This is a genomic window from Desulfatibacillum aliphaticivorans DSM 15576 (genome assembly GCF_000429905.1).
In the GTDB taxonomy this organism is placed as follows: Bacteria; Desulfobacterota; Desulfobacteria; order Desulfobacterales; family Desulfatibacillaceae; genus Desulfatibacillum; species Desulfatibacillum aliphaticivorans.
The window spans coordinates 345,858-371,620 of sequence record NZ_AUCT01000001.1; the positions used below are offsets into that span (position 1 = coordinate 345,858).

20 protein-coding genes are annotated in these 25,763 nt (G+C 56.9%); 5 read left to right on the plus strand and 15 right to left on the minus strand.

Features of this window, described 5'->3' with window-relative positions; translation table 11 throughout:
- Window positions 1-2 precede the first annotated feature (2 nt).
- Genes G491_RS29000 through G491_RS29005 form a run of 3 tightly spaced genes read right to left on the minus strand, consistent with a single transcriptional unit; the run spans window position 3 to window position 3,132 of the window.
- Window positions 3-842 (minus strand): 4Fe-4S binding protein, encoded by an 840-nt coding sequence (locus tag G491_RS29000; RefSeq protein ID WP_028313331.1) that lies wholly within the window; start codon window positions 840-842, stop codon window positions 3-5.
- 23 nt (window positions 843-865) lie between these two features.
- Window positions 866-1,723, minus strand: a complete 858-nt coding sequence (locus G491_RS0101545) for an alpha/beta fold hydrolase (RefSeq protein WP_028313332.1) — start codon at window positions 1,721-1,723, stop codon at window positions 866-868.
- A gap of 14 nt (window positions 1,724-1,737) precedes the next feature.
- The gene (locus G491_RS29005; protein WP_051326955.1) at window positions 1,738-3,132 is read right to left on the minus strand and encodes a leucyl aminopeptidase family protein; all 1,395 of its coding nucleotides are present in this window, start codon (window positions 3,130-3,132) and stop codon (window positions 1,738-1,740) included.
- Window positions 3,133-3,260: 128 nt separating this feature from the next.
- Between G491_RS29005 and G491_RS0101555 the strand changes: the two genes are divergently transcribed.
- The 4 genes from G491_RS0101555 to rbsK all read left to right on the plus strand — a co-directional run bounded on the left by G491_RS0101555 (window position 3,261) and on the right by rbsK (window position 8,442).
- Window positions 3,261-5,090 (plus strand): glycosyltransferase family 39 protein, encoded by a 1,830-nt coding sequence (locus tag G491_RS0101555; protein ID WP_157467905.1) that lies wholly within the window; start codon window positions 3,261-3,263, stop codon window positions 5,088-5,090.
- Window positions 5,091-5,134: 44 nt separating this feature from the next.
- The gene (locus G491_RS29010) at window positions 5,135-5,767 is read left to right on the plus strand and encodes a hypothetical protein (protein ID WP_012610747.1); all 633 of its coding nucleotides are present in this window, start codon (window positions 5,135-5,137) and stop codon (window positions 5,765-5,767) included.
- 160 nt (window positions 5,768-5,927) lie between these two features.
- Window positions 5,928-6,443 carry a flavodoxin family protein gene (locus G491_RS0101565; RefSeq protein WP_028313334.1) on the plus strand — a complete coding sequence of 172 codons (516 nt, stop codon included), beginning with the start codon at window positions 5,928-5,930 and terminating at the stop codon, window positions 6,441-6,443.
- Window positions 6,444-6,807: 364 nt separating this feature from the next.
- Window positions 6,808-8,442 carry a ribokinase gene (rbsK, locus tag G491_RS36065; protein ID WP_211239125.1) on the plus strand — a complete coding sequence of 545 codons (1,635 nt, stop codon included), beginning with the start codon at window positions 6,808-6,810 and terminating at the stop codon, window positions 8,440-8,442.
- Window positions 8,443-8,638: 196 nt separating this feature from the next.
- Here rbsK and G491_RS0101585 read toward each other — a convergent pair whose 3' ends face one another.
- The 8 genes from G491_RS0101585 to G491_RS0101625 all read right to left on the minus strand — a co-directional run bounded on the left by G491_RS0101585 (window position 8,639) and on the right by G491_RS0101625 (window position 21,407).
- Window positions 8,639-9,034, minus strand: a complete 396-nt coding sequence (locus G491_RS0101585) for a hypothetical protein (RefSeq protein ID WP_157467908.1) — start codon at window positions 9,032-9,034, stop codon at window positions 8,639-8,641.
- A 1,885-nt stretch (window positions 9,035-10,919) separates the two neighbouring features.
- Entirely contained in the window at window positions 10,920-13,364 is a 2,445-nt protein-coding gene (hdrA2, locus tag G491_RS29020; RefSeq protein WP_084511224.1) for a CoB-CoM heterodisulfide reductase HdrA2, read from the minus strand.
- A 13-nt stretch (window positions 13,365-13,377) separates the two neighbouring features.
- Window positions 13,378-14,979: a hydrogenase iron-sulfur subunit gene (locus G491_RS0101600; RefSeq protein WP_028313338.1), complete on the minus strand. Its 1,602-nt coding sequence runs from the start codon at window positions 14,977-14,979 to the stop codon at window positions 13,378-13,380.
- Between the two features lie 187 nt (window positions 14,980-15,166).
- On the minus strand, window positions 15,167-18,514 hold the full coding sequence (locus G491_RS0101605) for an FAD-dependent oxidoreductase (protein WP_028313339.1): 3,348 nt from the start codon (window positions 18,512-18,514) through the stop codon (window positions 15,167-15,169).
- Window positions 18,511-19,092 (minus strand): 2-oxoacid:acceptor oxidoreductase family protein, encoded by a 582-nt coding sequence (locus G491_RS0101610; protein ID WP_028313340.1) that lies wholly within the window; start codon window positions 19,090-19,092, stop codon window positions 18,511-18,513. The genes G491_RS0101605 and G491_RS0101610 overlap by 4 nt, the downstream gene beginning before the upstream one ends.
- An 11-nt stretch (window positions 19,093-19,103) precedes the next feature.
- Window positions 19,104-19,970, minus strand: coding sequence for a 2-oxoacid:ferredoxin oxidoreductase subunit beta (locus G491_RS0101615; RefSeq protein WP_028313341.1), 867 nt, complete (start codon window positions 19,968-19,970; stop codon window positions 19,104-19,106).
- Window positions 19,967-21,118 (minus strand): 2-oxoacid:acceptor oxidoreductase subunit alpha, encoded by a 1,152-nt coding sequence (locus G491_RS0101620; protein WP_028313342.1) that lies wholly within the window; start codon window positions 21,116-21,118, stop codon window positions 19,967-19,969. Before G491_RS0101620 ends, G491_RS0101615 begins: the two co-directional genes overlap by 4 nt.
- Window positions 21,119-21,131: 13 nt before the next feature.
- Window positions 21,132-21,407, minus strand: coding sequence for a 4Fe-4S dicluster domain-containing protein (locus G491_RS0101625; protein WP_012610762.1), 276 nt, complete (start codon window positions 21,405-21,407; stop codon window positions 21,132-21,134).
- Window positions 21,408-21,986: 579 nt separating this feature from the next.
- On the opposite strand from G491_RS0101625, the gene G491_RS0101635 reads away from it, so the two are divergent.
- Window positions 21,987-22,157, plus strand: a complete 171-nt coding sequence (locus tag G491_RS0101635) for a hypothetical protein (protein WP_012610763.1) — start codon at window positions 21,987-21,989, stop codon at window positions 22,155-22,157.
- Window positions 22,158-22,203: 46 nt separating this feature from the next.
- Here G491_RS0101635 and G491_RS0101640 read toward each other — a convergent pair whose 3' ends face one another.
- The 4 genes from G491_RS0101640 to G491_RS0101655 are packed head-to-tail and all read right to left on the minus strand — an operon-like array spanning window position 22,204 to window position 25,748.
- Complete coding sequence (locus G491_RS0101640; RefSeq protein ID WP_028313345.1) at window positions 22,204-22,629, minus strand: HD domain-containing protein; 426 nt, start codon at window positions 22,627-22,629, stop codon at window positions 22,204-22,206.
- Entirely contained in the window at window positions 22,629-23,516 is an 888-nt protein-coding gene (locus tag G491_RS0101645; RefSeq protein WP_028313346.1) for a DUF169 domain-containing protein, read from the minus strand. Before G491_RS0101645 ends, G491_RS0101640 begins: the two co-directional genes overlap by 1 nt.
- Window positions 23,517-23,535: 19 nt before the next feature.
- Entirely contained in the window at window positions 23,536-24,945 is a 1,410-nt protein-coding gene (locus tag G491_RS33200; protein WP_051326957.1) for a tetratricopeptide repeat protein, read from the minus strand.
- Window positions 24,942-25,748, minus strand: coding sequence for a DUF169 domain-containing protein (locus tag G491_RS0101655; protein WP_012610767.1), 807 nt, complete (start codon window positions 25,746-25,748; stop codon window positions 24,942-24,944). The genes G491_RS33200 and G491_RS0101655 overlap by 4 nt, the downstream gene beginning before the upstream one ends.
- Between the last annotated feature and the right edge of the window lie 15 nt (window positions 25,749-25,763).

Sequence of the window (25,763 nt, forward strand, 5' to 3'; positions counted from 1 at the left end):
CATTAATCCATTCGAACGCTTGACTCAATGCTTTTAACCGCCTGCCGGACAAAATCCGGGTTATTCAAACGGATTTTTATGGCGTTGGCCGGGCACACGGAAACGCACCGGCAGCATCCCCGGCATTCCTCTGAAATGAACGCCTTGCCGGAGTCCAGAGATACAGCCTCAATAAAGCAATGCTCCGCGCACTTGCCGCATCCGATGCAGGCCTCCTGATCCACATGAATTTCAAGGCCTTCCAAAGGATGCACGATGGCTTGCCGCTCCTCGTGCGGAATATGCTTCAAAAGATCCGTGACGCAGCAGCAGTCGCAGCAAAAACAGACCGTCAACAGCCGGCTGTTGTCCGGCACGCCGAAAATGAAATTATCGATGCGCGCTTTGCCGATAAAGGGCGGAAGGCCGGCGTCCACGGCCTTTTGCAAATGAGCCCGGGCCTCGTCCTTATCCACCATGCGGGAGAACTCCGGCGGAATCTTTACGGCGTCATCCCCCATCATCAGACAGCCTATATCCGTGGGAAACCGCTCACACTTATGGGCCGCTCTGCAGCCGCAGAAATCCATGACAACCCGTGTGGATGACTTTTCAATGAAGTGCTCCACTACCTCGTAAGGCAAAGGCACGTCCGGCTCCCGCTCCAATTCCTGGTTTACGGGTATCCAATACATATTGGTCTTGGATTCCTGCATCCAGGGATGAAACCGCCGTATCAGGGGCAGGTTAAAGACATGGAACAGGCCCTTAAGTCCGTCCAGGCCCATGCGCATCATCCAGGGTTTGGGCTTCTGATAAAGCCGGCCCGCATCCAGTAAGCCGGGTATCCATTTCCTGTTCATCCAACCTCCTTTTTCCCGGGGGGTTACAATGACTCAAAAAACTCCTTTATCAATGCTTGGGTCTTGCGCGGCCTTTCCATGGGAATCAGGTGGCCGGCGCCTTTCACGATTTGAAATTCGCCATTGGGCATGGCCGCAGCCGCCTTCTCAAAGGGAATAATCCCCTTGTTTTCGGTGGTTTCTCCTTCCAACACCAAAACCGGGCAATGCAGTTTGGCAAGAACCGGCCAGGGGTTTTCCTGGGAACTGCCCAGAAAAAGGGCCGCCTCCTTGTCCGGCTGGCAGGCCAGGGTCAGGCCGCCCGAGTTTTCCACAATGCCGTATTGAAGATAGATCTCAAGCACCTCGGGATCCCAGCTTGCAAAAAACTTTTTGGAAAGCAGGTATTCCCTTGCTTCTTGACGGTCCTCCCAATGGTTTCGCCTTTTGATGGACTTGGAGGCCAGGGGATGCTGCTCCACGGTGGGGTTGAACCCGTAAAACTGTTCCGGCAGGATGATGGGCTCAATGAGCACCATGGCTTCGGGCTGCAAACCGAACAAAGCGGTCGCCAGGGTCGCCACGGCGCCGCCCATGGAATGGCCCACCATATAATAGGGGCGCTTGACCTCCAAAACTTCCATCAGCTTGACCAGATCCCGGGCCAGGTCCTTCCATCCAATGCCTCCGTTTTCCATATTGGGCTCGCGATGCTTGCAAAAAAACGGGGCGGTCACGTCGTAATCGCAGGAAAGGCCCCGGGCGACCGGATGCCATACCCAGGGTAAAAAGCCCGTGGCATGGAGCATAATCAGGCTGGGGCCGTTTCCGGGGTATTCCAGATAGTTCACCTTTGCGCCGCCGATGTCGGCTTGTTTGTATTCTTTATAATCGCAGGACACGTTTCTCCTTCTTTCTATATCACACCCAGATAATTGAGCAGCAGCCTGACGCCGAATCCTGTGCCGAATTTGGGAACTTCGCCCGTTGCCCCGCCCTCGTTATAGGCGGTCCCGGCAATGTCCAGGTGGGCCCACTTTGCCTCGGAGACGAATTCTCCTATGAAAGCCGCGCCCGTGGGGGAGCTGGCCCAGCCTTTTTTGTGCTTGGCCGTGTTGCACAGGTCGGCCCGGTCGCTTTTCATGGCTTTGTAGAACTCTTTGTACAAAGGAAAGCGCCACAGGCGTTCGCGGGTGTCCTCTCCGGCCTGGAACAGGCGCTCGGCCATGGCGTCGTCATTGGAGAAGAGGCCGGCGACCGTGGTTCCCAGGGCGATGATCACGCCGCCCGTGAGCGTGGCGATGTCGATGATTTCCGTGGGACGATAGTTTTTCTCGCAATAGGCTATGGCATCGGCCAGGACCAGCCGCCCTTCAGCGTCGGTGTTGCCGATTTCCACGGTCTTGCCCAAATAGGACGTGTACACGTCGCCGGGAAAAAACGCGGCGCCGCCAATGGCGTTGTGGGCCGCCGCCAGCACGCCGATCACGTTGACGGCGGGCTTGATTTCGGCCAGGGCTTTCATAACGCCCAATACGGCTGCGGCCCCGGACATGTCGTCCCGCATGGTTTCGATGGAGCCCGTGGGTTTGAGGTTCTGCCCGCCGCTGTCAAAGGTGATTCCCTTGCCTACAATGGCGATTTTCTCCTGATTGTCCGGCGCCCCTTTATACTGCATGACCACCAAACGGGGAGGCCGGTTGGAGGCCCTGCCCACGGCGTGAATAAGGCCCAGGCCTTTTTTCTCCATCATTTGTTCCGTAAGCACGGTCAGGGAAAAGCCGTCCTGGCGGCAAATTTGTCTGGCTTCGTCCGCCAGCCTTTCCGGAAAGATATTGTCCGCGTTGTCGTTGATGAGATCCCGGGAGTAGCAGGCGGCCTGGCATGCGGCGATTGCGTCGTTGATCTTCTTGTTGGGCGCCTTGACTCCCACAAGCTGGCAGGTGCGCAATTCCTTGGGCTTTTCGCTTTTATATTCCGTGTACTCATAGGCGCCTAAAAAAAGCCCTTCCACGCAGGCCACGTCCACGGCGGATTTATCAGGCGTCTCCTGGGGCAGGATGACCGACAGCCCAATGCGCTCCAGCTTGCGCACCTGGCGCACGCCGTCGGCGGCGGCGGACCGGGCCTTGTACGGCGCCATGTCCTTTCTTTCGCCCAGCCCGCAATAGACGCTTGTGTAGCCTTGCTCATAGCGAACGGCGACCTCGCCTTCCTTGCCCTTGAAATCGGGAATCTCCCCGTTTTCCCCGCTAAACGCAAATTTTAATAATGTAGGGTATTTGGGCTGTTTTGAGCGAATAATCTTCATATTAAAAGCCTTTCGATGCACGCTTGCCTTCCGGCGCCTAATCATTGCGGTTTATGGAGTCTGAAAATTATGCATAGGGAATCATACCATATCTTGTCTTTTAAGTGCACGTAATATATACAAAAGGCATGACTCGGCCTTGGTCCCTTCCTCACAAGCAAATCCTGATCCCGGCGGCCCTTGCGGCTGCAGCCCTATGTTTACGGGCGTTCTACGCCTGGGGCCTGCCGCTGAACTTTGATGAAATGGGCCATATTCGCGTGGTCAGCGGATTTTTCACCCAGCAGCCAGGCTTCGCGAGCATTCCATTGGGCAGCCGCCTCACCTCCCATCCCTTGTTCGCCGATTACCTCCTGAGCCTGGGCCTCACCCTGGGCATGGGCCGTTTTTTTGTCGCCCGGTTGTTTTTCATTGCCGTCTCCCTGCTGGGCCTGGCCGGGATATTCGCCCTTGCCAGGGAGTTGTTCGGAACCCGGGCCGGCGTTTTCGCTTTGGCCCTGGCCTCGGTGGACCGTTTTATGGTCGCCTGGGCGCCCTTGACCGTGGAGCAGGCCGGGTACGCCGCCGTTCCATGGATGCTGCTTTTCTTTTACCGCGCCGTGGAAAAGGAAAGCCCGAAAGACTTTCTCTTTTTGGGGGGGGCCGGTGGAATCGGCTATATGTTCTACGAGCCCGCGGTTATAGTTTTGTTCCCCATGGCGCTTTACGCTCTGATTTTCGGCCATGGGCGGAAAATCCTCAAAAGCCCCCTGGCCTGGACCGGGCTCGCCGTCTTCCTGATAATTATATCGCCTCACCTATATTACAACGGGTCCCAGGGTTGGGTTAACTTCAAACGGCACGAAACCCTGGCGTCAGGCATTGGGCTCTCTCCCAGGCTGCTTTTGTTGTATCTGGGCGATTTGCTCATGACCTTTCCCGATCCCTATCGAGTCGCTTTGGAAGGCGGCAATGTGTATTTTTTTCCTTTCCGCACAACCTGTGCGCTTGCGCCCGGGGTCCTATATCTGGCGGCTGTGCTATTTTCCGTAAAATTCGTTAAGGACCGGCGCTTTGCGCTGCTGCTCATCATCTTTTTCACGACAGCGCTTATTACGACGATCATAAACGCCCGGGAGCCATGGAACAATTTCTGGTGGGCGGCCCCATGCCTGATTGTTTCCATAGTCCTCTCTGGTTCGCTTTCGGACAAATTGGCCCTTAGCTTAAGCGTAAGAGGCCCGGCGGCGGCCGTCGTGATTGTCGCCTTAATTCCCACGCTCATATTCCTGGGCGGAGAAAAGCAAGGATATCATTGTTTTAGCGAGGAAATCCGGTTTGTTGGGCGAATGTCGGCGCTGAGAATGCAAATGCCTGCTTTGAAGGAAATATCCAGGAGTTCTTTAGAGCAAATGCACGCCGAAGCCGGGGCGTTCGTCCAGGCCCATCCTGAAAATTCCATGGGTATGTACTTCCTGGCTGAATCCCTGGCAGGCCGGCCGGACAAGGTGAAACAAGCCCTTGACCAAGCCCAAAGGCTTGATCCCCATAATCCGTTGGTCTTGAATTCCATAGCGGATCAGGCCATGGCCCGGAAAGACTGGGAGACAGCGCTCGCGGCCATAGAGCGAGCTATCCAGGCGGGATACGAGTGCTACGTGTTTCGCAAAAAGGCGGCCCTGTGCGCCTATCGGTTGGGGCGTTCGGAGGAGGCGGAGTCCCATGCCTTGGCCGCCATGGGCGTCAAGGCCGACGCCCGGGATATTCTCGCCCTCATGTTCCTCATTGCCTGGGATTTGGGCCGGGATGAAAAGGCGGACAGTTATCTGGAGGCCTATATTGCCTCGTCCTTTGACGAAAAATGGAAAGGATACATGGAAGCAGCCCGGCTGCTCGAACAGGAGGGGAAGCATGAGCTGGCCGGGGAGTATATGAATAAGGCCAGGGCGGAGGCGGAACTGGCGCCGAGCCGCCGTTAGCACATGGGGGGATAGGACACTCAAGTTTAAAGGAGGGGGAGAACATGACGGAAGCAAGCATTCAGGCTTTAAGCCTTGTACGCAATCCTGAAAACATGAAGTGGTACGTTGTGCCTTTGATCGTCATCGCGATCTACATGTACATCGTGGAGGCGGAGAACAAAAACTGGAGCGCGATTTTGCTGGGCCTGGGCTTTTGGGCCGGGGAGTTCATCTGGGAGATGTTTAACGCCCTGGTCCTGCATTTTTCCGGCTTTGCAGCCATGTGGTCCACGCCGGGAGGGGATTCAGCCTATGTGATTTACGCGGGCCTGAACATCGAAATCGCATTTTTCTTCTCCGTGGTGGGGCTTATGATCGTCAAGGCCCTTCCTGAAGACAAAAATTTGAAAATTTTCGGCTTGTCCAATCGGTTTGTCATTCCGGTCGGGTTCGGGCTGCTGGCCGTGTTCGTGGAGGTCTGCCTGAATCAGTGCGGCCTGCTTGTCTGGGATTACTGGTGGTGGCGCTGGCCCAATATCTGGCTGATCATCGTGGTGTATTGCACGCCCTTTTACCTGATCGCAAGGCTTCACGATGCTTGGAGTCTGCGTACGAAAAAAATCGGCCTGGCCGTGACCGTCTGCCTGGCTGTCGTCTGCCATGCAATTTTTGCAACAACCTTGGGTTGGGTTTAGGGCGGCCGACGGGGCTTGCAAAAGGCCTAACAAAGATTTTCCGGAAACAACCATATTTTTTTCTTTTGTGTAGCAGACGCTACAGACCTTTTTAGGGACGCCTCCTATGGTGCAGGCAGGTTGGTTCTCCAACATCACCTATAAATCAGGAGGTACACTCATGAAGGTATTAGTGACTTATTTCAGCCAGAGCGGGAACACGGAAAAAATCGCCAAGGCCATTTATGAAGAAGCGGCCAAAGCCCACACGGCTGAATTGAAAAAACTGGAGGACGTCAGCCCGGACGAGGCAGCCGGATACGACGTTCTTTTCATCGGCTCGCCTTTGCATTCAGCCAATCTGGCGGCCCCGGTCAAGGAATGCCTGGGCGCGCTCAAGCCGGCTGCAGGCCGGAAAATGGCGCTCTTCATCACCCATTTCGCCCCGGCCTACCCCGACCAGGAGATGGACGAATTCGCCGAACCCGCCAAAGCGGCCTGCGAGAAAAACGGCATGGAATACAAAGGATGCTTTGACTGCCAGGGATACCTGGCGGACGCCTTGCACGAGCCGGTCAAGAACAAATTAGGCCTGGACGACGACGCATGGGCCGGAATGGTCGAACAAATGACCGGGCGCCCCAATGGGGAAGACGAAGCCAACGCCCAGGCGTTCGCTAAAAAAGTTCTGGACTGATATCGCCGTCCGCCATAGAAGCCTATTGAAAACCAGAGTTGATCCAGCCTTTTGGAGTAGCCCAGGCAGCGTCCTTTGCTGCCTGGGCCGCCCATGAAAGAGGAGAGGCCTTCGTTAGGCGCCCCTTGGCGAAAGGGACGCGTTTTTTATTGGGCAACCCTGGCGGAGCAATATCCCGCCGAGCGCGGAGCGCATGTATTTCGTTTTTTGCAGAATAATCTCTCCTTTGATACGGAACAAACAGAGCCCTGTAAAAAACAAAATCAGGGAGACGAATGTTTTTGGGTGATATTTTTTTGTGCCTGTGATAAATTTTACCATAAGTAGAATTAGTGTGCCTTTATCCAAAACAGAGGGGGATTTGATGACCGGACCAAAAATATGCGTTGTGGGAGCATGCAATATTGACCTGATCAGCTACGTGGAAAGGCTTCCCGTCCTGGGGCAGACCCTGCACGGCAAGAAGTTCTCCATGGGCTTTGGGGGCAAAGGCGCCAATCAGGCTGTCATGGCCGCAAAGCTGGGCGGCGAGGTCGCCATGGTGGGCAAGCTGGGCCGGGACGTTTTCGGCGAGAACACCCTGGCCAACTTCAAGAAGCTGGGAGTCAACGTGAGTCACGTCCATTTTACGGAAGAGGCTTTTTCCGGAGTGGCGCCCATTGCCGTAGACGATAACGGCGCCAATTCCATCATCATCGTCACGGGCGCCAACGACCTGCTTTCCCTGGAGGAAATCCGGGCCGCCGAAAAAGTCATTGCCGAATCCAGCGTGCTCGTTTGCCAGTTGGAAATCCCCATGGACCTGAACCTGGAAGCCCTCCGCATCGCCCGAAAAAACAACGTGCCGACCATATTCAATCCGGCCCCGGCCAGGCCCGGCCTGCCGGATGAACTGTATCAACTCAGCGACATCTTCTGCCCCAATGAAAGCGAGACGGAAATCCTCACCGGCATGCCCGTGGAAACCATGGAGCAGGCAGAAGCGGCGGCCAGGGCCTTGCTGGATCGCGGCCCCAAGACGGTGATCCTCACCCTGGGGGAACGGGGATGCCTGCTGGTTGACGAAAACGGCGCCAAGCATATTCCCACCCAAAAGGTCGAGGCCATCGACACCACCGGCGCCGGAGACTGTTTTGTGGGCAGTCTGGCTTTTTTCCTGGCTGCGGGAAAATCCCTGGAGGTCGCCATCAACCGGGCCAATAAAATCGCGGCTGTCAGCGTGTGCGGCCAGGGCACCCAGTCCAGCTTTCCCGACGCAAGCGGGCTTGACCCGAAAATTTTGTCTGACATTCAAACGGCTGAATCCCAGGCGCCGGCCATGAGCCCCAGGGACCTGGCCCAATACATCGACCACACTTTGTTGAAGCCCGAAGCGCCGCTTTCGGCTTTCGATAAAATTTGCGAGGAGGCGATCCTGCATCAATTCCGCTCCGTGTGCGTGAACTCGTGCAAGGTTTCCTATGTTGCGGAAAAACTGAAGGGAACCAGCGTGGAGGCCTGCGCGGTGGTGGGCTTCCCCCTGGGCGCCATGAGCACGGCGGCCAAGGCCTTTGAGGCCAAACAGGCGGTCAGGGACGGCGCGGCCGAACTGGACATGGTTATCAACGTGGGGGCCTTGAAGTCCGGAGATTTTGACGCTGTATTCAACGACATAAAAGCGGTGCGGGACGCCGCGCCCTTGCCGATCATCCTGAAAGTGATCATCGAAACCTGCCTCCTGTCGGACGAGGAAAAAGCCCGGGCTTGCCGGATCGCCAAAGCTGCTGACGCGGATTTCGTCAAAACCAGCACGGGCTTTTCCACGGGCGGCGCGACCCTGGAGGACATCGCCCTCATGCGGGATACCGTTGGGCCGTATATGGGCGTGAAAGCCAGCGGCGGCATCAAGGACGCCAAGACGGCCATAGCCATGATTGAGGCTGGCGCAACCCGCATTGGCGCAGGCGCGGGCGTGGAAATCGTCAGCGGCCTGAAAGGGAAAGCGTCCGGGGACTATTAAAAGTATTGAATACTGTTTTGGATAGGGGGTTCATCCGGCGGAGTTTCAAGGCGTTACCCGAATGCACAATGTCGCACCTTCTGCGCTGGCGCGCCCCGGCAGGATACTGCCCTGCTGCGGCCGCCCATCATCAGCGACGGCTGAATTTTATCTACGGCGAGCCAATTTCAGGCCAGCCGCAGGATGCTATAGCGAATCACAATTTTCCAAGTTTTGCGGCCCATTCCAGGGCGAAGTTTTCCGCAAAGTCCTCCCGCTTGCTCGGCCTGGAATGAAACCAATCATTGATGTGCCCGATCTCGTGCAACAAAACATGATAGAGGTAATAATCCCGTGCGGCCGAACGGTTCCATTGAAGAAACCAGGCGCCGTTCTCTTCAATCCAGTCGTCGCACCACCTGTTCATGTGTTTGAAGGTCGCCTGGTCCGGCTTATACGGCCAAGGCATTTTTAAATCGCGAGGGAAGGCGTTCAGGATAATGCAGCGATAAATTTTTCGGGCGTCGACAAAGCGTTTTTCATCCATCTTGGGAATGCGCCGCAGGATGATTGCGCGAACATCGGCTGTCACGTCGCTTGGCAATTGGTCCATGACCGCTTGGACCTCGTCATGCGTGCATGGATGAAAATAATCCCTGGACGGATTTTCCCGGATTATTTTCAGTTCGCCGCCTTCTTCCGAAAGTTTTCTCCACGTTGAGGCAAGTAAAAACCGGGACCATTTTTCTAATGGCTTGCCGTTTTTTACCCTCCCCCCTTGGGTCAATCCAATTTTTTTGCTGCGTCGCGTGGGCGAGTACATAAGGCGATATCCCCAACTTTCACAATGAACATACTGGGAAATCATACGACCATTGTATTTGGAGCATCTTAATCTCTATATAATATTTTCATAAAAAAATTAGCTATATAGCACGATATCTTGCTGCGATCGATGCAATCCAAAAACCTACAATTATTCCTCCCAATAGCCGGAACAACAGGGTTCTTTCCCCAAAGAATAACTTGCGGGTCTCTTCGGTCTTGTTCTTCATAGTAAATTGACTGAGGCTCCAATAGAGCTTTCCCATGAACCCTGCAACGGCGAGGGGTTTAAGCAATAAAAAAATGCCTATGAGGAGCAAAGGGATTGAAGGCAGAATACTAATAATAAAATCAAGCATTTAAATCACCACCCCTTTTCTTGGTGTTATGAATATAATCCAGCTTTGCTTTGATCAAATCAATACATGGCTGGCATCGCTGACGGGCGTTAATATAACAGGTTATTACTGCCATTTCCAGTATCATTTATAGAAATGCACAAAAACTCGCCTATGCAAGTCAAATCCAACCCCCGCGATTTAGTATGGCGGCCAGCCGCGGCATGTAATGCCGGGGGCCGAACGGTCAATAAGGCGACCGGGAAAGAGGGTGGAAATTATGTATGTCCGGCTGATCAAATGCCTTGTTTAGAGTCCCAGTCTTTTTGCTTTTAGGGTGGCCCAGGCATCGCAGTTTGATGCCTGGGTTTCGAAGAAACACAAGGCGCGACCGGGAAAGTTATTAAAAATTGGGAATATTTAGCGGGCGTACAGAATAGATTGAATCCCTGCCTTGATCAGGCTTCGGATAGTTACTTCGCCCGCCAAAATTTCACAACTTCCATCAACCCAAGGAGCCGCACCTTTTGCGCTTACGCGCCCACGGACACCCTGCAAAATTCAACCTATTTGGATTCATGAAACAGTGTAGGCGCACAGCTTGCTGTGCTTAAAAAACGAGCAAAGCTCGTTTTCGGGCAGGGCAAGCCCTGTTCCTACACTGCGGATTCACGTTACCAGGTGGCAAGAAACAGTGAAGATTCCCGGCCCTCCTTTTTTCGGGCGGCGCTGGCAGCGTAGTTTGCTGCCGAGTTGCGAAGCAACAATAGGTGCGGCCAGGAAAGATTGTAGGAATCAGGAAAGAGCGGCGGCTGAGGGACTGGGTTGAATTCGTGATTTTGATTGGTTTTAGATTGGGCCTTCGTCCGCAGGAATCTCATGGTTTCTATCACCAAACGGGTCGCACCTTTTGCGCTCACGCGCCCAGGCAAGATACTGCTTTGCCTGGGCCGCCCACGGCATCAACAACCGGCTTAATTCAAAAAATTAATATAATTTCAAATGGTTATATATAAATTCCCACGCGAAGCATGGGAACGAGAAGTTGGAAGGATAGTGGTTGTAAGTCAGTGTAGACGCGCCCCCCTGTGGGCGCCTTTGGGACGCGCAATGGGCGGTCTATGGCAGGCGCGGGGCCTGCCGCTACAAATCAAAGACAGCTTGTGCAGTAAAATCAAAAAATGCCATTCCAGGCTGCCTGCTATTTTTCCAGGTTTCTTATTCGGCTCACGCAAACAACAAAGGCCCTGGGGTCGCCAGGGCCTTTGGGATGGTGCAATAAATTGTGTCAGGCGCGGAACCTATTGAAAAAACAGTCCCCCGACTTATTTATTCTTAATGGCTCGCCTTTTTCTTGCGCTTTTTCAGGGCTTCCACGGTCTCGTAGATTTCCTCCTGGGTGACGCTGTTGCGCAGATCCTCCATACGCTGCATGACCTGGGCGAACCGGATGCCTTCGGCTGCGCTGATCCATTCCAGTTGGAGGCGCTCCTTGCGGATGCCCATTTTTTCCATTTTTTTCCACATCTTGTTGATGCGTTTTTCCGTCCAATGGTTGGCGTCTATGTAATGACAGTCGCCGATATGGCAGCCGGAAACCAAAACGGCGGGGGCGCCCAGTTCAAAGCCTCTCCACACGAATTCCTCGTCTACGCGGCCTGAGCACATGGTGCGTATCAGGCGCACGTTGGCGGGATACTGCAAGCGGGATACGCCGGCGTAGTCCGCGCCCGCGTAGGAGCACCAGTTGCAGGCGAAAACCAGAATCTTGGACTTGGGATCCTCCGACAGCATTGTGTCCACCTGATTGGTGATCTGGGCGTCCGTGTAGTGATTCATGGTGATGGCGCCAAAGGGGCATTCGGCGCCGCAGGTTCCGCAGCCTGCGCAGGCCGCCGTATTGACCACGGCCGGGATCTTCTTTTTTGGATCCACGGAAATGGCGTTGTACGGGCAGACCTCGGCGCACTTGCCGCAAGCCTTGCAGTGCTCGGTGATCACTTCCGAGGTAATGGGTTCGGTGGTGATTTCGCCTTTGTGCATGATCCGAATAGCGCGGGCCGCGGCTGCGCTGGCCTGGGTTACGGATTCCTTGATATCCTTGGGGCCTTCCGCGCATCCGGCGTAGAACACGCCGCGAGTGGCTGCGTCCACGGGCTGGAGTTTGGGATGGGCTTCCAGGAAGAATCCGTCCGGGGTAAGCTGAAGGCCGAGCATTTCCTGCAAACGCTGGGTGCTGGGAGCGGGCTCCAGGCCCACGGCCAGAACCAGCATGTCCAGGTCGTGGATTTCCAGCTTGCCGGTGACGGTGTTTTCCACGGCTACGGACAGCCCGCCGTCGGGGTTTTCCTCCACGCTTCCGGGGAGGCCGCGCACATAATTGGTTCCCAGCCTGCGGGACCGCAGATACAGGTCCTCGAAGCCTTTGCCAAAAGCGCGGATGTCAATGTAAAACACCTTTACGTCGATGTCCGGGTAATGCTCCTTGAGCATGAGAGTGGACTTGACAGTGTTCATGCAGCAGATATTGGAGCAATACGCCGCGCCTTTGCGTGCGCTCCGGGAGCCTACGCACTGGATAAACCCGACCGACTTGGGTATTTTCCGGTCCGTGGGCCGGACCACCTCGCCCTGGGACGGGCCGCCAGCGTTGATCAGGCGTTCGAATTCCAGGCTGGTCAAAACGTTCTGGAACCGGGTGTATCCGTACTCGTCGTGCTCCGTGGGATCGTAGGGCGAAAGGCCCGTGGCCACCACAATGGAGCCGACTTTCTCCATGATCTGCTCGTCCGACATGTGGAAGTTGATGCAGTTCTTCTCGCATGCCTGGACGCACTTGGCGCACACCGAGGGGTTGTCCCCCAGGCACTCGTTGATGTTGATCACATACGAGGACGGCACCGCCTGCGGGAAGGGCGAGTATATGGCTTTGCGGGAGGACAGGCCCAGATTGAACTCATCGGGCCGGACCACAGGGCACACCTTGGCGCATTCTCCGCACGCCGTGCATTCGCCTTCCACAACGTAACGGGCTTTTTTAAGGATATTGACTTCAAAGTTGCCAACGTAACCTTTTACGTCGGTAACTTCACTCATGGTATACAGCGTGATTCGGGGATGCCGACCGGCATCCGTCATTTTAGGCCCCAAAATTCAGATGGAGCAGTCCATGGTTGGAAAGGTCTTGTCCAACTGGGCCATGACCCCTCCAATGGAAGGCTGTTTTTCCACAAGCACTACGTCAAATCCGTTGTCCGCCAGATCCAGGGCCGCCTGAATGCCGGCCACGCCGCCGCCCAGGACCAAGGTCTTTTTGGTCAGGGGGATGGTCTCCTCCTGCAAGGGGGCCAGCAGGCTCACGCGGGAAATGGACATTTTAACAAGGTCGATGGCCTTGTCCGTGGCCGCCTCGGGTTCGTGCATATGCACCCAGGAGCATTGCTCCCTGAGGTTGGCCATTTCCAGCAGATAAGGGTTCAAGCCCGCGGACACCAGCATTTGCCGGAAGGTGGGCTCGTGAAGCCTGGGAGAGCATGAAGCCACCACGATGCGGTCCAGGTTCAAATCCTTGATATCGTCCTTGATCTGCTGCTGGCCGGGCTCGGAGCAGGCGTACCCCACATCCTTGGCCACGACCACGCCGTCCATGTTCGCGACGCTGTCAGCCACTTTCCTGCAGTCCACCACCTTGCCGATGTTCGCGCCGCATTTGCAGACGTAAACGCCTATGCGGACTTCCTGGCCGGGCTGGGCTGGCGCTACAAACCTGTGTGCTTCCATAATAATTCGGTCCTTATTCCCAACAAATGGTTTTCGCCATAACGCTGGTCAAATCCATCATTTCTATTTCCAGATCTTTCCCAAAGAAGGGGTCCTGCATGGCGCAACGCAAGTGCACCTGGCATTTGGGACACGAGGTCACCAGCAGGTCGCCCTGGGTTTCCTTGGCCTGCCTGAGTCTTTTCACCTGCAAGGCCTTGGAGAATGAGTCGCATCCGCTCCAGCCGCAATTGCCGCAGCAGATGGCGCCGGCGCCGGAGTCCTGCATTTCCGTAAACGATTCGGGCGCCAGGCGGTTTATGAGCTTTCTGGCCGAGTCCGTCATTTCCATGTGACGGCTCAGGCGGCAGGAATCCTGGAAGGTGATCTTTTTATCCAGGGGTTTGAAGCCCACGGAGCCCTTGGAGATTTCCCGCTCCAAAAATTCGTGGATGTGGGTCACTTTAAAAGGCATTTCCAGGCCCGCTTCGGGGTAGTCTTTAACGAATGTGCGGTATCCCTCAGGGCAGGAAACGATCACTTCCTCCGCGCCGGACTCTGCAATGGCCTCGATATTGAGTTTGGCCAGCTTGAGGAAGTTCTCCCGGTCCCCGGTCCACAGAAGATCGTGCCCGCAGCAGCGTTCGTCGTCCAGCAAAATGGGGTGAACGTCGAAAAAGTTCAGAAGCCGCAGGCTGTCCTTGAGGCTGTCGAGCGTCGCAGGCGCCAGGTGATTTTTGAAGAACACGTCAAAATAGGGAGCGCATCCGCCGAAAAAAAGCACCTTGCTCTGGGCATCGGTCTTGATGTCCTCGGGCAACCAGTGCCAGTGACGCCCTTTGAGCTCCGGAGAGGTCATGGTGCGGGCCAGGGAGCCGAAGAAGCCGCCGTGGGCTTCATTGCCGTTTCCATTGGAGCTCTTTAGCACGGCGCGCACGTCCCGGATGAATTCCGGAAAGTTGACCGCCGAGGGGCATCTGTCGTAGCAAATGCCGCAAGTCAGGCAGGCCCACACGTCCTTTTGCACCTGGGGATCGTCCAGCTTGCCGCCGATGATGGCGTTAGCCATGGCCCGGGGCGAATACTGCTTGCCCGCCAGGGTCAGGGAGCATGCCGAGGAGCACTTGCCGCAATCCTGGCACGCATACACGTCGTGCTTCTGGATGATCTCCTTGATGACGGCTTTGGAGTCCGCCGGCTGTTCCGGTTTGGAAGGCCTTTGCACCGGGCTTTTGCCGATGGCAGCCACTTCCTCGACGAAATCGTTGAGAAAATCCAACAGGCCCTGGGGATCTTCCGGGGAAAAGGCGGCCAGACGCAGCCGTTTTCTGCTGAGCCCCAACAAATCCAGAATCCGCCGGGTGTCGGCCGTGTTTCTTTCCGCAGTAATGGAGCCCACGCCGTAGCGGCAGGCGCCGGAGCCGCAGCCAATCAAAGCCACGCCGTCCGCGCCCATTTCAAAGGGCTTGAACAAAAGGGCTTTGCTCACCCTGCCGGAACATGGGATGCGCACCATTTTGACCTGGGCCGGAATCCGGCAGTCCTTGTCCTGAAGCTGCTGGAACGCCGCATGAGGCCCCCAACTGCAGAGGAACAGTATAATTTTAAGATCCTTTTTCGCCTGATCGTTTCCCATTTGCCATACCTTAGTTGATTGATATTCCGGACGCGGGTTCGACTCCCGCCGTCTGCATTTTTTATAATAGAGTGGGTGGATGCCCGGCAGCCTGCTGCACTTTATTTGTGAGCGCTCCCTAGCTTGACGTTATGAGCGTCATTATTTTCGCCCTACCCCGCCCTGCCCTGCCCTTTCAGCAAGGGGGCTACAGGACCTCCTCCAGCATTTGCTCCAGGTATTTCTGGTTGCGATACGGGGAGTCCGCCGCATTGTTCGGGCATACGCTGATGCAGTTTCCGCAGCCCTTGCACAGGGCCTCATCCACAAAGGCGTACCAACCGCCCACCGTGTTCTGCTTAAGGCCGATGGCCTGGTACGGACAGACGGCCACGCAGCTTCCGCAGCCCCGGCAGCGGTCTGCATCCACGCAGGAGGTGTACCCCTTGTTCTGCCTGGGACCTCTCGGCATGACCGAAGCAGCCAGGACGGCCGTGGCCGCGCCTTTTTTCCTGTCGGACACGTGAATGCCCGGAGGACTGGACGTAAACAGGCCAGCAATGGAAGTGGCGCCCGGAAAGAGAAAGGGCACGCCGGACTCGCCTTTTTTCTGCATGGTTGCAACGGCCGGCCTTCCCTGCATGCCTTCCTGGGCCAGGTACGGCGTTTGCCGCAAGGCCTGCTGGCCGAGAATGACCGAGCCCACGTTCAGGGCCTGGGTTCCGCCGTCCCCGGTTTGCACCAGCACCCGGAAGTTGCCCAGGTTGCCGGAGATGGCCTTGACCGAAGATCCCGCAAAACTGTGAATGTTGGGATGGTCCTGAATTTTTTCCAGAGGTTTGGACGGCCCGCCCATCAAGAGCACTTCCAGCCCGGCTTCGGCCAGGGTAAGCGCGGAGTTGATGGCGGACTCCGACTGCCCAACCACGGCAGTGGTGAAGTTGTAATTGCGCAAAGGCGTGGGCAAGGGCTTGAGCTTGGCCGCCCGTTTGAGGGAGCGTTCCAAAAGGCCCTTGAAAGCGTCCACGGCGATGTCCCCGCCCCTTGCAAGCAGGGGCAAAACCTCACCGCGCAGGTTGCAGGTTTCCACCATGGAGCGGCTGATCCCCGTGCCTTTGAACAGGGCGTCTTTCAACCGGCTGCGTTGATCGGTGCAGGCCGTGCACACAAAGTCCAGGGGGCAGCAGACGCAGGAGGCCAGGACCACGCGGGATATGCCTTTTTCCCGGACCGTGCGCACAATGTGCTCGCTTCCTTCGGGGATGCAGGCGGATTCCAGGATTTCTGCGTATACCACGTCGGGCCTTTGGGTGAGGCTCTCCACGTAGGCGTCCATTTGTTCGTCCCAGCCCATGGACCCGTTGCAACGGCAGACGAAAACCCCGGTCCTTACGGACGGGGACAGGCCCGGGTCGGGCGCGGCGAACGGCACGCCGTAGCCTTTGGGGCGCTGGGATGTGCGGGCCAGAAAAGCCATGGCCTTGCCTGCGGCGGCAAAGCCGCGGGTGATCATGTTATAAACGTTGGTCTTGGCCGTGGGAGGCCCGTAAGCGCGGATGACGTCCTCGCCCCTGACGCCCGGCGCCATGTCGGGATCGGCGATAATCAGCACGCCCGCGTGTTCGGCGTCCTCTTTGGCCACGGCGTCGTGGCGAATAGCGTGAATCACCGGGCCGCAAGCGTCCATGCACTCCAGGCATTCGGAGCAAACGCCGCACTGGAGGCAGCGCCCTGCTTCGTTCAAGACCTGGGTTTCGGTCAGGCCCTGGGCTACTTCCACAAAGGAGCCGATGCGGTCCTTGGCGTCCGCTTCGGGCATGACGCAACGTTTTACATGGGCCATGTTGGCCGGGATGGCGCAAAAATCCTTGTCCACGGGACGGCCTGATTTGGCGATAAAGGAGTAGCCAAGCAGGTTTTCGCAAATGGCGTCGGCGGTGGAACGGCCGGAAGCCATGGATCTGACCACGGTGGTGGGTCCGTTGACGGCATCGCCCGCCGCGTAAACTCCGGGCATGCTGGTCTGGCTCTCATCGTAGATTTTGATGAATCCGTAATCCGTGGTTTCCAGGGCGATCTTGGCGCCTTCCAAAAAGGGGCCCACCTGGCCGATGGCCACGATCACCTTGTCAAATGCCAGTTCCCTTGCGTCGCCGTCCTTTTTCACAACCGGCCAGCAAATTCCGTTGGCGTCCGCCGGGCCGGGCTCGGTGGGCTTGCACAGCAGGCTTTTGATTTTGCCCTTATCCTGCACGAATTCCACCACCCTCACTTCGTCCACAATGTCGATGCCTTCGGCCAAAGCGCCGTGCACTTCCTCGGCGTCCGCGGGAATGGCGTCCTTGGCGAACCAGGACACAATGGTCACGTCCGCGCCAAGGCGGCGGGCGGCCCTGGCGGCGTCAAATGCGGAGTTTCCGTCGCCGATCACGGCCAGCTTTTCGCCCTTTTTAATTGCAGGCGCATCGTTGCGGTACAGGTTGTTCAGGAAATCCAGGCAACCGGTCACGCCCTGGCAGTCTTCGCCTTTGGCGCCCAGCTTCCGGTCTTTCCAGGAGCCGGTTGTGATAAGCACGGCGTCGTATTGGTGCGTCAGGTCTTCCAGGTCCTTGGAAAAATCGATTTCCTTGCCCGTAACGAATTCCACGCCAAGGGCTTTGACGTATTCCAGGTCCTTATCCAGGATGCTCCTGGGCAGGCGATGGGGGCCGATGCCGTAGCGCAGCAGGCCGCCCACTTCTTTTTCCTTCTCAAAGACCGTAACGGCCACGCCCTGACGGGCGAAATCGGCCGCGGCGGCTATGCCCGCAGGACCGGAGCCGATGACGGCGATTTTCTTGTCTTTTTTCCCGGCGACCTGAGGAGCTGCGTCGCTGCCTTTATCCGCCACAAAACGCTTGATATCGCGAATGGCCACGGCGCCGTCCACATCGCCCCGTCTGCAGGCGTCCTCGCAGGGATGAGTGCAGACTCTGCCGCAGATGCCGGGGAGGACGTTGTCCCTGCGAATCAGGTCCAGGGCTTTGGAGAACCTTCCGGCGCCGGCCAGGGCCACGTAGCCTTGGGCGTTTACGCCCAGAGGGCAGGAATCCTGGCACAAGGGGCGCTGGCGCTTGTCGATAATAGGCCGCCCGGGCAGGTTGCGATTGCCTGAAAAAACAATGGGCCTGCAGCCGTCGGCGGAGGTTACGGGGCATGCTTCCACGCATTTTCCGCACAGGGTGCAGCGCTCCGGGTCCACGTATTGCGGCAGGGTGTTTATTTTGACGGCGAATCCCTGGGCGGTGTGTTTGATGCCGGTCACCTCGCCGGGCAATATGCATTTAATGGACTGGTTGCGCATGATGCGCATCAACCCGGAACGGTGGGCGTAGGAAAAAGCCATGCCCGAATCCAGGCGCCATTTATCCTGGGAAAGCTTCTCGTGAAGATCGGGCTCCGAATCCACTAAAGTGACGGGCACGCCCAGTTCTCCCAATTTGTTTGCGGCTGCAATCCCCGAAGGGGTGGCTCCCAGGACCACGACCCGGTGAAGCCTGTCTTTGGCTCTTTTCATGCGAGGGCTCCTGATTGTCCGGAAGCCTTCTTATCCCGGGCTTTAAGCAGGGACAGGCCATAATCATAGCCCTTGCTGAAGGCTTTTATGTTCATTTCCTCCGTGCCTTTGGGGACGGATTTGGTCACGGTTTCGCGGGTGGCCTCCAGGGTGGAGGCCTGGGTGACGGCGGTGATAAAGCCGATCATGATGATGTTGGCCATCATCTTGCGCCCCAGCTCCTCGGCCATGCGGGTGGAAGGCACCGCGAAATAGTCCCTGTCCAGGCCCTTGGGCTTGACCAGATCCTGGTCAATGAGAATGAACCCTTCGGGCCTGACCTGATCCACAAACTTGTCAAAGCCCGCCTGGGACATGGCGGCCAAAATGTCCGGCTGACGCACGTAGGGATAATTGATGGTCCCATCGGAAATGATCACCTGAGCGCTGCAGGCGCCGCCCCGGGATTCCGGGCCGTACGACTGGATCAGGGTGCTTTCCTTGTGATCCCCCAGGGACGCGGCCTGGCCGAGAATCCTGCCTGCAAGGACGATTCCCTGGCCTCCGAAACCCGTGATTATCACTTCTAATTTCTGCATGTTATATCCTATCAGGCAGCTGATTTCTTAGCGGGCTTCTCTTCAAGCCTGCAAACTTTGTCGTACATGTCCGTAGAGCAGGGCCTGGGGTTGTTCACAAAGGTTCCCAGAACCACGCCGCGCTCCCAGTCCACATCCAGTTCGGTGGGATGGGCGTCGTTTTTAATGATGCTCTTTTCCTGGAACAGACGCAGGGTGTCCAAGGGTTTTTCCTTGTTCCGCCTGCCGTAGTTAATGGGGCATGGCGCCAGGACTTCCACGAAGGAGAAGCCCGGATTGGCCAGGGCTTCGATGATGGCGCTGGTCAGATCCCGGGCGTGGAGGGTGGTCCATCTGGCCACATAGCTTGCTCCGCAGGCGTATGCCAGCAGGGGCAGGTTAAAGGGCGAATCGGGGTTGCCCAGCGGAGTCGTGGTGGTCTTGGCCAAATGGGGCGTGGTTGCGGCCACCTGTCCGCCTGTCATGCCGTAATTGAAATTGTTGACGCACACCACGGTCAGGTCCACGTTGCGGCGGGCGGCGTGTATAAAATGGTTGCCGCCGATGGCGAAGAGGTCTCCGTCGCCGGAAAAAACCACCACGTTCAAGTCGGTGTTGGCCAGTTTCATGCCGGTGGCGAAGGGGATGGCCCGGCCGTGGGTGGTGTGGTACGAATCCAGCTTGACGTACCCGGCGCCGCGGCCCGAGCAGCCTATGCCCGACACCATGACCGTGTTATCCAGGTCGATTCCGCTTTCCTTCATGCCCATGAGGCAGGAGGAAAAGGCCGTGCCTATGCCGCATCCCGGGCACCAGATGTGCGGAATGCGCTCGGTGCGCAAAAGATCGTCCAAGGGATGGCGGGAGGCCTCCCTTTGTGCTTCCTGGGCTGTTGTCATACCCCAAACTCCTGCTTGATTGTGTGGATTACCGTATCGGGCGAGATCAGCGTGCCGCCGGGGTGGCCCACCAGTTTGACGGGAACGCGGCCTGCCACGCAGCGCTCCACTTCCAGATGCACCTGCCCCAGGTTGATTTCCACCGTGACCATGCCTTTGGCCTTGGAGGCCAGGTCCCGGATTTTTTCCTCGGCGAAAGGCCAGACCGTAATAAGCCTGAGCATTCCGACCTTGATTCCCTGGGCCCGGGCTTCTTCCACGGCGGCCCTGCCGGTGCGGGCGGATACTCCGTAGGTGACTATTATATAATCCGCGTCCTCGATCATAAACTCTTCGTAGCGGATGATGTCGTCCCGGTTATTCTGAATCTTGCCCATGAGCCGTTCCATCATGGCGGCCTGGGCTTCCACGGTCATGGCCGGGTATCCCATTTCGTCGTGGGTCAGGCCGGTGACATGCACCTTGTAGCCGTCGCCCGCGTTGGCCATGGGAGGCACGCCCAGATCGCCGGCGGCGTATGGCCGATACCTGTCCTTGCGGCCCTTGGCCTTGACCCGCTCGATGGTCTTGATTTCCCTGGCGTCGGGTATGACCACGCGCTCGCTCATGTGGCCGATGACTTCGTCGGTCATGATGAGGACCGGGGTCCGGTATTTTTCCGCCAGGTTAAAGGCGTCGATGGTCTGGTAGAAAATCTCCTGGGCCGAGGCCGGCGCCATGGCGATGATCTCGTAATCTCCGTGGGAGCCCCAACGGGCCTGCATCATGTCTCCCTGGGCGCCTTGGGTCGGCAGCCCCGTGGACGGACCGGCCCGCTGCACGTTCACCACCACGCAGGGCGTTTCGGTGATCACGGCCAGGCCCAGGTTTTCCATCATCAGGGAGAATCCAGGGCCCGACGTGGAAGTCATGCTCTTTGCCCCGGCGCAGGACGCCCCTACGATGGACGCCATGGCGGCGATTTCGTCTTCCATCTGAATGTAGGTGCCCCCGATTTCGGGCAGGCGATGGGACATGCGTTCGGCCACTTCCGTCGCCGGTGTGATGGGGTATCCCCCGAAAAACAGGCAGCCCGCGGCCAAAGCGCCTTCGGCGCAAGCCACGTCGCCCGTCATATAATGCTCCCCTGTTAGAACTGCGGGTCTCATGGGTGTTTATCCTTTATTGGTTAGCCTGTTCCTTGTCCGCTTCCAATGAATAGATGGCAAATTCAGGACAGATGATTTCGCAGTAGTGGCAGTTCACGCAGTCGTCCGGTTTTTTCACCCTGGGGGGATGATACCCCTTTTGGTTGAACTCCTTGGAGAACTCCAGGACTTCCTTGGGACAGAACTCGATGCAGTAGCCGCAGCCTTTGCAGCGTTCCTTGATGATATGCACGATGCCAAGAGGCACTTCTATCTGGTCTGCGTCTAAAGGGACTCGCCATAAAGCCATTGTACTTTGTCCTTGATTAATGGTCCGGGTGACAGATACGAACGAAATTATCTATAACGTAAAAGCAAAAAAGTCAAGTTCTTCAATGACCCGGGGTTCAATTTGAGGACTCCTACGGGATTTTTAAGGGGGTGTCAAAAAAACATCCAACTAAAAAATGGAATCAAAAGGACCTTGGGCGGAACGACGGGCAAGAGGAACGGAGCAAGCCCTTCATTTTCAGGACAGCCCCGGCATGCGGCGACGGGGTGAGGGAGGGCGATCCGGCGCCTTTTTTTGCGGTGATTTTTTTGGGTTTCAAATCCTTTCGTTCGTGCAATTATTACAATTGATTTCATATAGTTATATATGCATTCCCACGCGAAGCATGAGAACGAGAGTATTCCTGAGGCGATGATGTCCGATCTACATCGGCGAAGGCGTGGGCGCACAATCGGCGTGCAAAAACCGCCTTCCCTGCCGCCTGGATGAGCCGTGCAAATTTCCTCTATGACGCATTTGGAGCTCAAGAAATCGGGCCAAAACGCCGATAGACCATCCAAGTTTATAAATCTGAATAAACCAACCGGGGAGGAAACCATGCAAACAGTTGGAGCGGCCGACATAGTCTTTATTCTGTGCATCGTGGCGGGCTTGATTGGGTTGTATATCAACAGGCCGACAAAACGCGCCTGGGACGACGACGTGTTGAATCAGATTTACGGAGAGGGAAAGGTTGAAGTCTTTAGGGACGCCCCCTTTCCGAAATAAGCGGCGAGCTATGCAACGGCGCTCGCTCAGGATGCATGGATGGCCGTCAAGCCTGGGAGGATAGCCTTGCCCAGGCTTTGTGATATTTGCGGACCCTTTCAAAATCCTTGGCCGAAGGCCGGGCGATGCGGGTCAGGTCCATGTTATCCTCCAAATCCGCCAGCTTTATGACCCTCGCCAGGGGGTTGCTTTTCAATCGTTCGATGTATTCCCAATATTTTTCATCCTGTCTCCAGGTGAGATGATCAAGGGCTTCCAAAACGTCTTCGGAAAACCCTTCCCTTTTTAAATCGTCCAGAGTCCAGTCCGTATCCTCCACCACGTCGTGGAGCACGGCGGCCATGCGCGCTTCCGGGGATTGCATGCGCATCATGAGGCGCAGGGGATGGAGGACGTACGGCGCCCCGGCTTTATCCTTTTGGCCTTTGTGGGCCTGCACGGCGATTTCCAGTGCTCTATCCAGGTCGCTCATTATTTTTTGGGCGCATCATGGAAAGGTTTGGCGCCGGGATAGCGGGAAAAGGGAAACCCGGTGCGCGATGCTTCCATGCCTTTGACCAGCTTTTCGAAACTTTTCCACGGAACGCCCAGGCCCATGCGGTCTCCTTCAAAGCCGGCCACAAGGCGCGCGCCCAGGCACAGGGAGGACACGTTGATTTTCCCGGTGAGGTAAGGCCTGGCGATGAGATCGGAATCCATGGCCCGCAGGGGGCTTAGGACGGCGTTGATGGGATCCCCGGTTAAAAACTGGTAGCCTTGGATAATCCGGGTCAGCTCCACGGGCCGGACCGCCATGACCACCACATGAGGGACGACAGGCTCCCTGGAATAATCCGGCCCGAAGAAAAACACGCCCTGCATTTCCGGCGGCTGAATGGCGGCCATGGAGTTGATGGCCTTGCGGGCGGTTTCTATGTTTTTGAACCGGCCTGAATCTTCGGCGCCGAAAAGGCAAAAAGAGGGCTTGCCCTGTTCTTTGCATGCATAAACCTCGCCGGAGGAAAACTGGGCCGGGGACGGCGGTTTAAACCCATTGCCCAGGTTGCTTTGCGTTTTCATGAGCTCGGTGTACAACCGGGGGCGGGGAAGAGGCTCGGTCTGGTTTTTGTCCACCAGGCCAAGACTGATGGCCGCGGCAATGCAGCCCGAATTTTCCTGGGTCAGATACACGGGGTGGCCGTGGGTCGCGTGGCGGATGGCCTGGCAGCTTGTGACGGTTTCCTCCTCCACGTTATATTCCAGCACCTGGCCGGGAACGCTATCCGCATGCTTATACAGCCTGACAAAGGCGGTTGGAATGTTCATCCCCGGGATTTCCAGACTCCGCACCAGGCGGTCGTACAATTCTTTATACTGCATGTCGTTCTTTCCAAGTCATTTATTGAATGGACTCTTTCGCATTGGCGATGCGGATTTGGGCAAGCTGCTCCTTGATCTTTTGCACGTCCGGATGCGCGGGGCCCACCGTGGCCTCCAGGATGTTCAAAGCCTTTCGCCACAGAATTTCCGCCTTGTCCAATTGATCGGCCTTCATATCCAGCTCCGCCAGATTGATGAGGATGGCCGCCACGTCCGGATGGACCGGCCCCAGGACCTTTTCGCTGATGGCGAGGGCTTCCAGATAGCGTGCGCGCGCGAGTTCGTCATCCCCCTGGCGCTGGCTCAACTTGGCCAGGTTGTTCAGGGTCATGGCGACCCGCAGGTGATCCGGCCCCAGCGCTTTTCGCGTGATGTCCAGAGACCGCAGCAGCAGTTCCTTGGCTTTATCCGTCTCGCCGATGACCTGGTATACATTGGCCAGGTTATTCAGGGAGGCGGCCACGGAAGGATCGTCCGGCCCCAGAGCCTCCTCCCGGATGGACAGGGCGTTTTCCAGCAAGAGGACGGCTTCCTTGAAGTCCCCCATCTCAAGATAGAGGGAGGCCAGATTGCTTAAGGGGGCTGCCAGGGAGGGATGGCGGGCGCCCAGGGCTTTTTTACGGATGTCTATGGCCTTGAGGTACAGGGGTTCGGCCAATTTGGGCCTGCCGGTTGAGCGGTACAGCCCGGCCAGGTTGTTCAAAGCGTTTACCTTCGCGGGATGAACCGGCGAGAAGGCCTTTTCAGCCAGGTTCAAAGAATCTTTGTACGCCTTTTCAGCCTGTTCGAAGTCCTCGGCCAAAAAAAGGACCGTCCCCTGCCAGCCGTACAAGTCGGATTTGAGAGCCAGAGAGTCTTTCTGGGCGGCTTGGGCGGCTTGACCGAAATAACCGGCGGCTTTTTCATATTCCAGTTGCAGGTTTTCCAGCCTGCCCAGGCGGGCCAGGGTGAGGGCTTTCAGGTCCGGATCCTTGTCCGAGGAAATTGTTCCGGCTTCCAGTTCGGAAAGAGCGTTTTGGAGCAGGCTCCGGGCGTTGTCAAAATCTCCGGCTTTAAGGGCGGCGGCAACTTCCCGGGCGTGAGGCGTGAATGATTCCCCGCCTTCTTTGGAAGGCTGCAACTGGCTTAGCAAATCGTTGAATTCCGTTTTTTTCTGCAACAGCAACTGGTGAACGCGCAGGGGGGGAATCCCGTGATCCCGAATCGAACGGATGATAACGTCCAAAACTGCGGGAGAAAGCTCCAGGCGCCCGGCCAGGGCCTCCAGGCTGCCGTCAGCGGCCTCTTTCTCACGCTGAGCCGCTGTTTCAGCACCCTTCCCAGACTCCCGGATGGATGCTTTTTGAGTGGACAATCCGCTCCATATGGCCAAGCCGGCCAAGGCCGTCAGCACGATGATTACGATTAATGTCAGCCGGTTTTTATTCATTCCTTGATGATGGTTCCTCCGGCCCGTTCCAGGGCCTTTTCTTTGAAATCCGCCTGAAAACCCGGGGCGTAATTCATGTAAGACGGGATGGGGTAGCGCAAGCCCGCGGCGTGGGTGGCTTCCAGGCCTTCCAGCATAATGTCCAGCTGATCCGCCGGACAGGTAAACATGACTTCCGAGTCCTGGGCGCCGCCCCAAACCCGGTCTCCGTTGCCAAGGACCACAAACTGAGGCTTTTGGGTCAGCATGGTTTTGGCCACGCCCTCGTGACAGGAGCCGATGCGGCCGGTGGACGAAAACTCCAGGGCGCCGCCTTTCATATATAAATAGCTTTGAATCAAACGAGCGGCCTGGGCCGGCAGGCAATAGATGAGCACCACGTCCGGAGCCACCTTGGTCCGCGCCAGGGGGGAGATTATCAGGCCGGGGTATTTTCCTTCCAGCCGAAAGATGTTTTCCTCCAGCTTGAGAGAGGTTTCCATGTCCTTGGCGTAAAGGCCGATGTTGAACTTATGGCCGGTTTCCATGTAATCCTTGTCCTGCTCGTCCCAGCCGTAAACCAGCCTGGCCAGATGGCAGTTTGTATCCTCCGGCGTGACCGCCATGGTCCATCCGTAGGTGCGGACCATCTTGAAGTTCTGGCAGACAAAATTTTGCAGGCCCAGGTCCTTGGAAGGCCTTTTAAAGCCGGGTTGGATTTCCTCTTCGGAGCGCATAAGGCGCACCGCCAAGGGGAAGGTGGAAACGCGGAGATATTGTTCAAACTTCCGCCCCGCCTCGTGAAACCCGCTTAGATCCTTCATGACCTCCCCCTCCCA